Origin of the sequence: Celeribacter neptunius (assembly GCF_900113955.1) — a bacterium.
Lineage (GTDB): Bacteria > Pseudomonadota > Alphaproteobacteria > Rhodobacterales > Rhodobacteraceae > Celeribacter > Celeribacter neptunius.
On sequence record NZ_FORH01000011.1, the window covers coordinates 48,893 to 62,416 of the forward strand.

The window sequence follows — 13,524 nt, forward strand, 5'->3', positions numbered from 1 at the left end:
TTAACTCAAAATATCACCTGTCTGTCAATCGCTCTGAAAACCGTGAGTGATTTTAATGCGGGGGTGATTTATCTATCTGGTTTAGTTGCAAAATATCATCGCATTCCAGACGATGAGACGCGCAAACCGAAAATCTGTCGGGCAACCAACCGATTCCGATCATCGCAATGACGAGGTGTTCGTCGCCAAGCCCAAGCTCTGCGCGCAGGAGTTTGTCCTGTGTTTTTTCGACAGACCAGTTGAGCATACATGTCCCCAAGCCCTGTGCATGCAAGCCATAGAGCAGCGTCATGGCGAAAAGCCCGCCGTCAATCCAGGGTTGATATCTTTCACCAACCGTTTCCCAGTTGTGCAAGTCACTGGCGATGACCAACAGCCCGGAAAGCTCATGGCCAAATGTCCGGTTGCCTGCCTGATGTTTGCGCACGCGTTCCATCAATTCGGGTTGAGTGAAGGCATGAACACGGCAGGTTTGGCGATTACAGCTTGAAGGGGCGGTGCGGGCAATGCTGACGGCGCGCCTGATCTCCTCGACAGGCTCCGCTCCGGGGATGAATTGCCGCACGGAATGACGGGCGGCCGCAAATCCGGCAAAATCAATTTCTGAGGCGGATTGTATTGCTTCGCGCGTGACTGTCCGTGTCCCCGCGGGGTTTTCTGTTGTCACATGCTGTTGCAAGAGATGAGCGCGCGCGCGCACTTCGTCGAGATCGCCTTGCTGCGTTTGGGCATTGAACTCCAGATAAGACGACAAAACCGATCGACCGATTGCCATCATGCTTTTTGACTTTTCGGCACCACGACCGTCCTGGGCATCCATATCATGCAGTTGGCACAAATCCCTTGCCAAACGCACCGCGCGCTGCACGCCAAACCCCGGGCGGGCATTGCGCAAGGCCATGCCGTATTCGAGGAAATGCGCATCTGCGAGCACCCTGGCACAGAGCTGCTCCCTGCGGCGCGCTTCATACAGATAGGCGTGGCGCCGAAAGCGGCGGGCGTCATACGCATAGTTTGTGACAACGCGTTGGAGCAGTCGGAATTTCTGCCAAAACCCGATGCGCCCGCTGCGAATTGCGCGGCCAGCCTCCTTGCCGGATTTATGGGAATTCTGTGCCTGTGTCATGGTCCGTGTCATGGCTTCCGATTTGTCTGATATTTGAATGGTTCTACCAATATGCACTTTATTTACCACCTCGCAATACCCTTATAAATCTGGGCCGGACGCTTATTTTTTCTCCATCCTGAGTTTTTTCTGGAAATTGGTGCTTCCATTAAATGAATTTGATGGAAGAACAGCTCATTTGCCCTGAAAACGGCTGGCGCGCCACAGGCAGGCACCCTATAAAGTTTGCCATGAAAATGCGCGATCTCGAAACAGAAACAGGTGTCAATCGGGAAACCATTCGGGTTTATTTTCGGTATGGGCTTTTGCCGGAGCCAGTGCGCCCCAAGCCAAACGTTGCCGATTATGATCAAAGCCATGTCGAGGCGATCCGCGCGGTGCGGGATCTGCAAAAAAAATCCGGCATGACGCTGCCGCAAATCCGGGATTTCTTAAGCGGAAAGCAAATAGAACGCGGGCTTGATGCCCATGCGTTTCAAAGTCTGGAAACATTGCTGGCCTCGCGCGTGGAGTATGACGGGTCGGGGCATGTGAGCCTTGAGAGCCTGTCGGAGCAGAACCCGTTCTCTTTCAGCGATGCGCATCTTATGGCGAACAAGGGGCTTGTCACCCTGCTGGAAGGTAGGAATGGTCCGATGCTGAGCCTGTCAGATGCGCGCATGCTTGGCATCTGGCAGAAAATGCGCGAAGCGGGTTTTGATGAGGCGCACGGGTTTTCGGTTGATATTCTCGATTATTACCGCCATGCGGCAGAATATGTTGCCACACATGAATCGCATTTGTTTCGCGAACGCGTCGAGGGGCGTATCAATGAACAAAAAGCGGTTGATATGCTGGAGCAAGCCCTGCCTCTGATGCTGGAGTTTTTCGGCTTGCTCCGCCTGAAGAGTTTTCTGGCGAAAATTGGTCCTGATTTTGCAATCGTTCAAGACAAGGAGGACGCTTGATGCTTTGGGCGCAGCGCCTCAGCTGACCGCCGTGAGCACTAGGCTTTTCAGGTCGCTCATCACATCGGCCAGCTCTTGGGGATCGAGGATCGCTCCGCTGCCCACCAGGCGCTTTGCCGCCATGAAATCTCCCGGGACATTAATGGCATCAACCGCCAGGAAGCGCCCGCCTTTGAGATACCAGACCGAAAACTTATGCGCCTCCATATCGCCGCGCACCACGGCCTGATCGAACCCTGTGAGTAATCCCGCGGTTTGTAATTTGAGATCGTATTGATCCGACCAGAACCACGGCGCATCCAGCTTTGGCGCCGGCTTGCCGCAAATGGAGGCCGCGGCGATCTTGCCCATCTCGATGGCGTTATGGACGCTTTCAAGCCGCCCGCGATAGCCGTATTGCACGATCTCACGATTGGCACAGTCGCCGATGGCGTAGATGTCGGGATCATTGGTCCGGGCCTCGGCATCCGTATTGATGCCGTTTTCACAAAGCAGCCCGGCGGCCTCTGCCAGATCCTGATTGGGAAGGATACCGATCCCGACGAGCACGACATCCGCCGGGATGATGTCTCCATCCGCCATTTTCACGCCGGTCACATGAGAGCCATCGCCTTCCAGCCCCTCCATCCGAGCTGATACGCGGATATCTACGCCGTTCTGACGGTGAACGGTTTGATAGAATTCCGAAATCGTCGGGCTCGTGACGCGGGCGAGAACCCGCTCCGACGCCTCCAGCACAGTGACCTCCAGCCCCATCTGGCGGGCCACTGCCGCGGCTTCGAGACCGATATAGCCCGCACCGATGACGACAATACGCCTGCCCGGCGTGGCGTAGACTTGCAATTTTTCGACATCCGCAAGGCTGCGCAGCGTCAAGACCCCATCGAGATCGGCTCCTTTGACGGGAAGGGTTCGGGGCCGTGAGCCTGTGGCGATGATCAGTTTGTCATAGGACAGACTTGTGCCGTCCTCCATCGTGACCGTCTTGTTGGCGCGCTCGAGCGTCTTCGCGGAGGTGCCGAGCCTGAGAGTGACGTTCTGGGTTTCGTAGAAGGAAAGCGGCTTTACGAACAGGCGTTCCTCGGGAAGCTCCCCTTTGAAATACGCCTTGGACAACGGCGGGCGCTGGTAGGGGGGAGCGGGTTCGTCGCCGATCAATGTGATCGGGCCCTTATGCCCAAATTGTCGCAAACTCGCCACGGCCGTGCCAGCGGCCTGACCTGCGCCAAGGATGAGAATGTTCTGATCTGTGCTGGTGGTCATTGTTTCGTCTTTATCCTTCATGAAACGCCAGACGCCCCGGCGTGAATTTTCGCCGGGACGCAGGCAGGGAGTGGGTCGGCTTAGTCAAGCGGACAATTTATAGCGGATCGGCACTTTCTTGGGCCCGCAAACGAATTCGGAATTCGCCATCTGGGCTTCGCCGGCCAGTTCGACACTTTCAAGCCGAGGGATCAGTTTTTCCCAGAAGGTTTTAAGCTCAAGGCGTGCAAGGTTCGAGCCTACACAAATGTGATCCCCGGCCCCAAAGGCGATGTGCCGGTTCGGGCGGCGGTCCACGGTGAAGGTATACGGGTCCTCGAAGACCTCTTCGTCGAAGTTGGCCGAAAAATAGGACACGTAAAGCTGATCGCCTTTTTTGATCTGCTGGCCGTTCAACTCGTAATCCTCAGCCGCGGTGCGGATGAACTGCTGCACCGGGGAGGCCCAGCGGATCGATTCCTCGACAAAGGAGGGAACGAGGCTGGGATCGGCGCGCAGCTGCGCCAGGACATCCGGGTTTTCCGCCAGGTACCACATCGACGACGCCGTCGTGGCCGCAGCCGAATCGTGCCCGGCCGAAGAGAAGATCAGGAAATACGAGATCATCGTGCGCGGGTCCATCGGGCAGCCATGCTTTTCGCTGTTGGCCAGGATGGAGGCCACGTCATCGACCGGGCAGCTCCGACGATCCTCGATGATCCCGGAATAGTATTTGCCGAATTCCTGGTTCACGAGGTTCCAGGTTTTCACCAGCTCATCGGGATCGGTGGGGTCGGCGCCGGGGCGCATCAGGTCGGGATCGGCGAAGTTGAAGAACCACTGCACCAGCTCCAGGATACGCGGGTGCTCTTCGCGCGGCACACCCACGATATCCATCATGACTTCAAGCGGATAGCGGAAGGCCACTTCCTTGGCGAAATCCATTTCCGGCCCCTGCTCTTCCATCACCTTGATCCAGCGATCTGCGCTTTCCTGCACCTGCGGAACAAATTTGGAAAGCCCGGCCGGGGAGAATTCCGGGGCTGTCAGCTTGCGGTGGCGAATATGCTCTTCGCCATCCATATGAACGAGCGTTTTCAGGATGTTCTTTTCGCCGCCGGTAAATTCGGCCACAAGCTGCTTGCCGCTCTGGGGCACCAGGGTTTTGGATTCGATGGCCGAGCGGAACACATCGTCATTGCGCAGCACTTCGCGCACATCCTTGTAGCGGGACACGATCCACATTGGATCGAAACCGGGCACTTCCGCTTTCGCCAAAGGATAGTCCGCACGGATTTTGCGCAGAATTTCATGCGCCTTGTCACGTTTCCCCTCGCCGAAGGTCAGCGGATTGAAAAGTGGGGCAACCAGTTCGGTGGGTATGGTCTGAGCCATGTGTTTACTCCATATCTAGAGCGACCCCAAGCTTTTGCCTGAGGCCCATTTCGATTGCAGGAAAGAAGAGACGCGAAACATCCCCTGTTTCGCGCGGATCACCCGTCTCAGACGTGACGCGCTCCGCATTTTTTCGCGGTTATGTGCATTATTTCTCCTCCCAGAGCTTCAGCAAATGCTCCTCAACATTTTGCGATATAAGCATACGCAAATTAGGATCGTCACGGAGTTCACGTCAACATTTTTTGTACAAAATACATGATTTACAAGATTACCCCTCATATCACGGACCCTGATCGAAGGCAAAATCTGAGGCAAAATAATGTGGCATACCCCAAATAACATGCTGTTTTACTTTGTTTTTATAGGAATTCACCTTTGGTGCCCTGAAAACGGATGAGGCGCGAAAATGAAACATTTCACACTCCGCGTCACGCAAGCTGCACGAAAGAATCAAAATATTGAATGGCACCTCCTTTTATCGGAAATGCCCCCCGAGAACACATGGAAACCGACAACAGAATCGCCCCCGCGACCCTGCCGGATATTCCATGGGGAATTGTATAAAACGGCAAAACCGGCCCGCAAGCCGGGAAAATCCTGATATATGCCGGAACAATCCATTTTATTCCAATGTCTTGCTGCGGGCGCAAAGAAAATCAGAACGACCCCGAGACAGAACGCCCTCGAATTTTGCGTTTTTCCATTACGCAAAAATGATTGACATATCCGGAGCCCTCCGCCTAGGTTCATGTCCAGTGACAGGCCCGACACCTGATCGCATGGCAGAGAAAAGCGCACGGGAGAGCGCGTCATGCAGGTCGCATCGGGCCGCGATGGGAGGATGCACAATGAACACAACCGCTCGTATCAGCGGGTTTCCACATCTGATCACTTGATGTGAGGTCGGCCTTCGCGTCGCCCTCAGCTCTGTCGCAAGGGTATGCCTGTTCGCTTCGCGAATGGGTCGCCCGGTTTTTGCCCGCTTCACGGGTGCCACTTTAAAAAGAGACCATCACATGACTGATATCAAGGACCTGATCCAAACCCCGACTGGCCAAATGCTGATCAATGGCGTCTGGGTGAAATCCGCATCCGAGGAAACCATCGCCGTCGAGGACCCCTCGAACGGCCAGGAGATTTCGGTCATTGCCGCCGCCGGAAAAGAGGACGTGAACCGCGCCGTTGCCGCCGCCCGTACCGCGCTTGAGAGCGCCGCCTGGAGCCGGATGCGCCCGATTGATCGTGGCAGGCTGTTGGAAGACATCGCCCGCAAGATCGAAGAGCACGCCCAGGAGCTGGCGCTTCTGGAGAGCTATGACAACGGCATGCCGGTCGGCATGGCGATGATGGTCAACCTGCCCGCTTCAGCCGAAATTTTCCGCTACATGGGCGGCTGGTGTTCCAAACTGGGCGGCAAGACGGTGCCGGTCTCAGGCGATGGCCGCCTGTTCCACGCCTATACCCAACGCGCGCCCGTGGGGGTCGTCGGCGCGATCACGCCGTGGAACTATCCGCTGGCGATGGCCTCGTGGAAAATCGCGATGGCCTTGGCGGCGGGCTGTACGGTCGTGTTGAAACCGGCCGAGATGACGTCCCTGTCCGCGCTGCGTCTGGTGCAGTTGATCCATGAGGCGGGCGTGCCCGAAGGTGTGGTCAACGTGGTTACGGGCTACGGTCAGTCCGCGGGTCAGGCCATGGCCGAACACGAGGGCATCGACAAGATCGCCTTTACCGGCTCGACCGCCACTGGCAAGAAAATCGCCACCGCGGCCCTCGGCAACATGAAACGTGTGGGGCTTGAGCTTGGCGGAAAATCGCCCTCGATCATCTGCGCCGATGCCGACCTGTCCCAGGCCATTCCCGGGGCTGCTCTGGCCTGTTTCTTCAACTCCGGTCAGATCTGTTTCGCCGCCACCCGCCTCTATGTGCACAAATCGGTTTACGAACCCGTCGTCGAGGGCCTGGCGCAGGTGGCCGAAAGCCTGCCCATGGGCAATGGTCGGGTCGAAACCAATATGCTTGGGCCGCTTGTGTCCAAAGCGCAGCAAGACCGCGTGATGAGCTATGTCGAAAAGGGCAAGGCCGAGGGCGCCGATCTTGTCTGTGGCGGCGAGACCGCGGGCGACGAAGGCTATTACGTGAAGCCGACAATCTTTGGCAACACAACGGCGGACATGTCCATCGTCAAAGAGGAAATCTTTGGCCCGATTCTGTCGGTTGCCGCCTTTGAGGACATGGATGAGGTGGTCAAGGAGGCCAACAATTCCGCATACGGGCTTGCGGCCAACCTTTGGACCAACGACCTGCGCACCGCGCATATCACCGCCAACAAACTCAACGCGGGCTCGGTCTGGGTCAATTGCCACGGGATCGTGGACCCGTCCATGCCGTTTGGCGGATTCAAGGAATCCGGCTGGGGCCGCGAAGTCGCCGAAGAGGGCGTCAGCCTCTACACCGAAACCAAATCCGTCGTCATCGCCCTCGAAGACGCACAATTTGGCTGATCACAACAGATTTGCAAAACCCAAAGACTTGCGAAAATCAGGAGAAACCGCATGAAACTTCAAGGCAGAACTGCCATCATCACCGGCGCCGCAACAGGCATCGGCCGCGCCATCGCCGAGCTGTTCCAGAAGGAAGGCGCGAATGTCGTCATCGCCGACATCAAAGGTGCGCCTGAAGCCGCCGCTGAAATGGGCGGCAACACCATCGGTGTCGAGGCCAACGTGACCAGCAAGGACTCCATGGCCGCAGCCGCAGCCACCGCCGAGGAAAAATTCGGAGGCATCGACATTCTGGTCAACAACGCGGGCATTTTCACCGGGTTGAACTACACGCCGATGGAAGCCATCGAAGAGGCCGATTGGCGCAAGCTGATGGACGTCAACGTCATGGGCCCTTGGATCGCCACCTCCGCCTGTCTGCCGGCGCTGCGCAAATCCGAAGCTGGTCGTGTCATCAACATCGCCTCCGTGATTGCGCATCTGGGTATTCCGATGATGCTGCATTACGTCAGTTCCAAAGGCGCCGTTGCCGCCATGACCCGCGCCATGGCACGCGAAATGGCCGTGACCAAAAGCGGTGTGCTCGTGAACGCCGTCTCCCCCGGCTACACCCATTCGGAAAACGCCAAGGCCAACACCGATCAGCACGAAGCCTTTGAAGGCGTCGCAAGCTCCATGCGCCTGATTGAACGCGCCTCCGAGCCGAAAGACATCGCCAATGCGGTGGCCTTCCTCGCCTCCGACGAAGGCGGCTACATCACCGGCCAGAACATCATCGTCGATGGCGGCATTTTCTTCAGCCAGTAAAGCGTTTCCCCCGACCGCTCAAAGGAGGAAATGAGCGGTCGGGGTTTAAATCAGGGAGGAAAAATGACAAAACTTAACGCATATCGCGCCTTTGGCGTTCTAGGCCTGACGCTCGCCACGCCGATGGCCGCGCTGGCCAATGACGGTCTCATGTTCTCGGGCTACAGCGCAAAAACGCTGGGCATGTCCGGGGCCGGGGCCGCCCATCCGACGGATTCCCAGATCGGGGCGCTCAACCCGGCGGGCTTTGCCTTTACCGGTAACCGCGTCGATCTCACCGGGGTCGCCCTTTCGGTGGACATCAATTCGACCGTTCTGGGCGGGGACTATAGCGATGATCCCATCATTGCGGCCCCGCTTCCGAGCGTGTCCTATCAATTCAACGACCAATGGGCCTTTGGCCTCTCGACCTATGGCGTTGGCGTGATGGTGGATTACGGCGAACCGATCCCGCCAGCGCCCGGCGTGACCGACACGGGCGCCACGCTGATGCAACTTGTCCTGGCACCTTCTGTGGCCTATAAGTTGAACGAAGATCATGCCATTGGCGCTTCGCTTTTGTTGGCGGGACAGTATTTCGAACTGTCCGGCCTTCAGGCTTACGGGGCGCCCGACGAAGGCGACACCGGCTCTTTCGGCGTCGGTTTCAGCATCGGCTACATGGGCAATCTGAACGAAGATTTCCGGGTGTCCGCGAGCTATTTCAGCCAGATCCACATGGGCGATCTCGAAGGCTACGAGAATCACCTTGCCGATGAGACCGATGTGGATCTGCCCGCGCGGGCGATTTTGGGTCTAGCCTATGATGTGACGCCGCAACTCACGCTTTTGGCGGATTACAACTGGATCGACTGGAAAAGCGTCACCCCGCTTGGCAACGAGTTCCCCGGCAGCTTTGTGCTGGGCGCGCCTGATGGGCCGGGTGCGGGATGGAAAGAGCAGCATATCGTCAAGATCGGGGCCGAATACGCGCTCAACGATCATTGGACGCTGCGCGGCGGTGTGAGCCGGTCTTCACTTTTGTGGGAGAAGGAAAACAACGCGCTGAACTATCTGACCCCGGTGACCCCGCGCACGCATGTGGCCCTTGGCGCCAGCTATAAGGCGTCCGAGAATCGTGAGTGGAGCTTTGCCTGGAACCGAGCCTTATCGCGTGAACAGAGGGGTGACGGCATTTCCACCGGCACCGACCTGGAGACCCGGATCGACACCTTCGCGGTCAGCTACGGCTGGACGTTTTAACACCTGCTGAACACCTGCCCCTACGTCAAATCGGCGCGACAAACCGGCAAAGCCATGCCGCAGGGGCAAATTAGACTTGCAATATGCACAATGGTCAGGCCATTAATTCATTCAACCAAATACCCAAGGCCGAGCCTGAACACCAAATGTACGCTGACCCCGTCGATGCGGCCAGCGTCAAAGCCAAACCTGAGGAGAGAACATGGCTAAGGTAACTTTTGTAGATCACGATGGCACCAAACATGAGGTCGAGGCCCCTATCGGCAATAACCTCATGGAAATCGCCGTGAACAACAACATCGCTGGCATTGATGGCGATTGTGGTGGCATGGCCGCCTGCGCCACCTGCCACGTCACGGTCGACCCTGCGTGGTATGCCAAAACCGGCGCGCGCTCCGAGGCCGAAGAGTCGATGCTGACCTTCCTGCCCGAGATTGCAGAGACCGCGCGTCTGGGATGTCAGATCGAAATGACCGAGGAACTGGATGGTCTGGTGCTGCACCTGCCGGTCGAACAGTTCTAATCCCGCAACCCCCAAGGAGGTTCCCATGACCGCCCTGAAACAAACCACTCTTAGCGACCTGCCGCTGTCAGACATCGACCCTTCGGTGCAAACCCGGTTTCAAACGGGCGAGCATTTCGAAGTGTTCGATCGTCTGCGCGAAGAGGCCCCGGTCTATTTCCACGAGAGCACCCAATACGGCCCCTTCTGGTCGATTTCGAAATACAAAGACATCATCGAAGTCGAAGCCCAGCCGAAGATCTTTTCCTCGGACGCGGCCTATGGCGGCATCTGGATCAAGGAGCAGCCCAAGGACACGATCCGCAAAAGCTTCATGACCGCCGATCCGCCCGAGCATGATGTTCAGCGCAAGGTGGTGAACCCGATCGTGTCCCCCACCAATCTCCATGACATGGAGAAAAGGGTCCGCGACATCGTCAACCTGGTTCTCGACGATCTGCCAATCAACGAAGAGATCGACTGGGTCGAACGCGTTTCGGTCGAGGTCACGGGGCGTGTGCTTTGTGCGCTGATGGATTTTCCGGTCGAAGAACGGCTGGACCTCACAACATGGTCCGACATCGTCAACACCGATGTGGACGCGGGCACCGAGATCACGGACGAGTACAAGAAGCTCGAAGCCCTGGCGCCGATGATCAAGAAGTTCAAGGAAATGTTCGCCGAACGCTCCGCCATGCCGCCGCAAAACGATCTGATCTCGATGCTGGCCCATTCGCAGGAAACCGCCAGCATGGAGCCGCAGCAATTCGTCGGCATGTTGGTTCTGTTGATGGTGGGCGGCAACGACACCACACGGAACTCGATCTCCGGCGGTCTCGATGCGCTCAACAAATTCCCCGAGGAATATAAAAAGCTGCGTGAGAACCCCGAGTTGGTGGACAGCATGGTGCCGGAAATCATCCGTTGGGTGACCCCGGTGGCCCATATGCGCCGCACCGCGATGCAGGACATCGAGTTCAAGGGGCAACAGATCAAGAAGGGCGACAAGGTCATCATGTGGTATTGCTCCGGCAACCGCGACGAGGATGTGATCGAAGATCCCTACACCTTCAAGATCGATCGCAAGAACCCGCGTCAGCACGTGTCTTTCGGCTTTGGCATCCACCGTTGCCTCGGCAACCGGATGGCAGAAATGCAACTGCGCATCCTGTGGGAAGAAATTCTCAAACGCGGCTGGGTTATCGAAACCACAGGCGAACCTGAGCGTCGTTTTTCCAACTTTGTGGTTGGCATCGACAGCCTCAAGGCCATTGTGCGCGCAGCGTAAAGCTTGTGCATGAACAGCCCGGGACATATGCCGGGCTGTTCTTTCGAAAGCGTTTCACGAAAAGCCAGAAAGACGGATTTTCGCGAAACGCAGTACACGATCGGGATGTCGCGCGGGATGTCGTGGTCCTTTTGCAAACCCGCCGCGCCTCAGGTGAATGGCGAAAGGCGGTAGCGCAGAGTTGATCGAAAACCCGCTCCCTCCGCGCCATGTTTCCCTCCGCACCACGATCGAGTCCCCAATGACATTCTCAGACCGGACCCAAAATCCTCCGCCCTCCGGGACGAATGTCCCATCGACAGCGTGGGACAGGACAATGCAGGGCAGGACGACGCCCTCCTGGTCGAGGAAATATTCGAAGCTGCGGCCTCTCATTGCGTCGATTGGACCTCTGCCGTTTTCGAACGCTTCTTTCAGAATTGTCCCGAGGCTGTCGCGCATTTCAGGCTGCCGCCTGCGGGCAGCGGCCAACCGCCCCTGGGATGTGGTCAAATGCTGTTCGAGGCGACCTGCCTTGTCATGGTTTCAGCCAGCGGACAGGCCTACGTTGACAGCTATGTTCAGAAAATCGTTGGCGAGCATGAGGCTTTTGGCGTTGAGGACCTCAGCGGCACATTCCATTTTCCCTGTAGAATTCGTCCTCTACCACCTCCCTGTGGACGACCGACTGGCGGCACCGGTATTGCCGGTGCCGCTTTTTCCGAAAGATTAATTAAACGGCCCCTAATGTTTGTGAAACGGATAATTCCGTGACCTGCGTATTGGCAGGCATCCCATTACGGCGATCTCGCGCCGTTCCAAGATTTCCACTTCACACCTCCGAATGTAACATATATCGCGTGGTGGTATTTCACGCATCGTGTCCGTCTCAACGGCATGAACTTGCGGAATCGTGTAGCACTGAACATCCAGGATATGAGACGCGCCCGCGGCCTCAGCCAGGAGGAACTTGCTCATCGGGCAGATGTGAGCCGTGGCCATATGGGCAAGGTCGAGAATGCCAAGTTCGCCGCCTCCCTCGACCTTCTCGAACGCATCGCCCGAGCGCTGAACGTCGACCCCGCCGAGCTTTTTGCAAAACGCTAGCCCCTATTTGCCAGCCTTTGGTGCGATCCCAATCGGAGCATCCCATTAGGTAGTTAATAGGAGCGTTAAGAGTTCAATGAGTAAGAGAAAGATCGGGCGGCCGTTTCAAGAAGGTTTCGTACAAGACGGAACACAGGAGGTTCATGTCTTCACGGACTACCGTTGGAACGATGGCACGACCAGCCGTCTCTGGCATATTGACCCTGACCAATATGACCCGTCAGCCATTTGCATCCGCCCTTTTTCCCTCAGCAATCCTGATGAGAGGGATCAATAAGCAAACCACTCCGAGTGGCCCATGTTGCCCTCATAGTCGCCGTATTCGACCATGATGCTACGCATCGAGAATTCACCTGAGCGTCGCCTCGTAGGCAACTCGATCACTTGGCCACTTTGGGAGACGAAACTGTCAGGCCATGACCGGCTTTCTCGTCGCGCGCGCTGGATATAGGTACAGGTTCGGTTCTCCCGGTCGCACGATTTCACGGACCAACTCCAGACGCGGCCATCCTCATTGGTGTCATAGGAACTGCCGGTGAACCAGATCACATGAGTGCGGTTCAGCCATTCGTATTCCGGCAGGTTAGTGTCGAGCTCGCCTTCTCCGCCGGGCCCGCCCAACTCAACCGGCACATGGGCGAATGTGCAAACCCCGAAGGGCGGCAGGCTCGGCCAAGGCGTAATGCGGCGGATCATGGTACTGTATGCACGCGCGCAGACAGCGCTCGGGGGGAAACCACCTGCCATGCAGAGCATAATGGCGCAGTCGATGTCATAGGCCTGCGTCTTCTCCGGGATGCCAATGGCCGCCATCATCCCCATTGCTGCTGCCATCACTTGCCGCTTCATGTCGCTCACCAGCCTTGTTTCGCGCAAAAGTTGCGCAGACTATCGCGCAATATGTATTTTTCTGCAATATGTCGTATTGACTCCATATGACTTTATGGCCCTAGTGTCGTGAAGTAGAAGGGCTCTCATGGGGAGAGTCCGAACATGCCGATAGCGCGCAACCAGATCCTGATCACCATCGATGGTGTCAAAGACTTGTCTGAGAAGGGCATCGCGTTCCGCTGCCGGTATGAACTCGTGGGATTCACGGACGATGGCAAGCCGCGCTACCAGTGCATCTACCTGCGGATCGGCGAGCCGGAAGCCATTTTGGTCTCGACCCGGATCACCCCGCACGGGCCCGAGCCGCGGTATTTCAACATATGGCCGGGGCTCTTCAAACATCATCTCGAGTTCGGTGACGGGCGCGATCTGCGCTTTGGTCCTGACTACAGCATCACCCTCGAGGAGCGCGGCTGACGTCATCGCCTTCGGCCGCGACGGCACGGCTCGAACGTCCGGTTGGACATTTCATGGCGAGCGGCCTGCTTGGG

The 13,524-nt window shown here is 57.2% G+C and carries 12 protein-coding genes; 8 read left to right on the top strand and 4 right to left on the bottom strand.

The features are described from left to right. Positions 1-52: 52 nt before the first annotated feature. Entirely contained in the window at positions 53-1,126 is a 1,074-nt protein-coding gene (locus tag BM151_RS20650) for a nitroreductase family protein (RefSeq protein ID WP_177213242.1), read from the bottom strand. 161 nt (positions 1,127-1,287) lie between these two features. Between BM151_RS20650 and BM151_RS20655 the strand changes: the two genes are divergently transcribed. Further along, on the top strand, positions 1,288-2,073 hold the full coding sequence (locus tag BM151_RS20655) for a MerR family transcriptional regulator (RefSeq protein ID WP_218151394.1): 786 nt from the start codon (positions 1,288-1,290) through the stop codon (positions 2,071-2,073). Positions 2,074-2,091: 18 nt separating this feature from the next. Here BM151_RS20655 and BM151_RS20660 read toward each other — a convergent pair whose 3' ends face one another. Together BM151_RS20660 and BM151_RS20665 are read right to left on the bottom strand one after the other, a co-directional pair. Continuing rightward, positions 2,092-3,336, bottom strand: a complete 1,245-nt coding sequence (locus tag BM151_RS20660) for an NAD(P)/FAD-dependent oxidoreductase (protein WP_090063221.1) — start codon at positions 3,334-3,336, stop codon at positions 2,092-2,094. Between the two features lie 84 nt (positions 3,337-3,420). Further along, the gene (locus BM151_RS20665; RefSeq protein ID WP_090063125.1) at positions 3,421-4,710 is read right to left on the bottom strand and encodes a cytochrome P450; all 1,290 of its coding nucleotides are present in this window, start codon (positions 4,708-4,710) and stop codon (positions 3,421-3,423) included. Between the two features lie 1,019 nt (positions 4,711-5,729). On the opposite strand from BM151_RS20665, the gene BM151_RS20670 reads away from it, so the two are divergent. The 6 genes from BM151_RS20670 to BM151_RS20700 all read left to right on the top strand — a co-directional run bounded on the left by BM151_RS20670 (position 5,730) and on the right by BM151_RS20700 (position 12,142). After that, positions 5,730-7,217 carry an aldehyde dehydrogenase family protein gene (locus BM151_RS20670; protein ID WP_218151395.1) on the top strand — a complete coding sequence of 496 codons (1,488 nt, stop codon included), beginning with the start codon at positions 5,730-5,732 and terminating at the stop codon, positions 7,215-7,217. A 51-nt stretch (positions 7,218-7,268) separates the two neighbouring features. Further along, a complete protein-coding gene (locus tag BM151_RS20675; RefSeq protein WP_090063128.1) occupies positions 7,269-8,024 on the top strand; it encodes an SDR family NAD(P)-dependent oxidoreductase in 756 nt (251 codons plus the stop codon). A gap of 63 nt (positions 8,025-8,087) precedes the next feature. Further along, positions 8,088-9,266 (top strand): OmpP1/FadL family transporter, encoded by a 1,179-nt coding sequence (locus BM151_RS20680; RefSeq protein WP_177213243.1) that lies wholly within the window; start codon positions 8,088-8,090, stop codon positions 9,264-9,266. A gap of 202 nt (positions 9,267-9,468) precedes the next feature. After that, positions 9,469-9,789: a 2Fe-2S iron-sulfur cluster-binding protein gene (locus BM151_RS20685; protein WP_090063132.1), complete on the top strand. Its 321-nt coding sequence runs from the start codon at positions 9,469-9,471 to the stop codon at positions 9,787-9,789. Between the two features lie 25 nt (positions 9,790-9,814). Then, positions 9,815-11,056 (top strand): cytochrome P450, encoded by a 1,242-nt coding sequence (locus tag BM151_RS20690; RefSeq protein ID WP_090063135.1) that lies wholly within the window; start codon positions 9,815-9,817, stop codon positions 11,054-11,056. Positions 11,057-11,971: 915 nt separating this feature from the next. Next, complete coding sequence (locus BM151_RS20700) at positions 11,972-12,142, top strand: helix-turn-helix transcriptional regulator (protein ID WP_245781278.1); 171 nt, start codon at positions 11,972-11,974, stop codon at positions 12,140-12,142. 270 nt (positions 12,143-12,412) lie between these two features. Here the strand turns inward: BM151_RS20700 and BM151_RS20710 are convergent, their stop codons facing one another. Continuing rightward, the gene (locus BM151_RS20710) at positions 12,413-12,991 is read right to left on the bottom strand and encodes a hypothetical protein (protein WP_090063143.1); all 579 of its coding nucleotides are present in this window, start codon (positions 12,989-12,991) and stop codon (positions 12,413-12,415) included. 144 nt (positions 12,992-13,135) lie between these two features. On the opposite strand from BM151_RS20710, the gene BM151_RS20715 reads away from it, so the two are divergent. After that, positions 13,136-13,450, top strand: coding sequence for a hypothetical protein (locus tag BM151_RS20715; RefSeq protein WP_037210191.1), 315 nt, complete (start codon positions 13,136-13,138; stop codon positions 13,448-13,450). Positions 13,451-13,524: the final 74 nt, after the last annotated feature.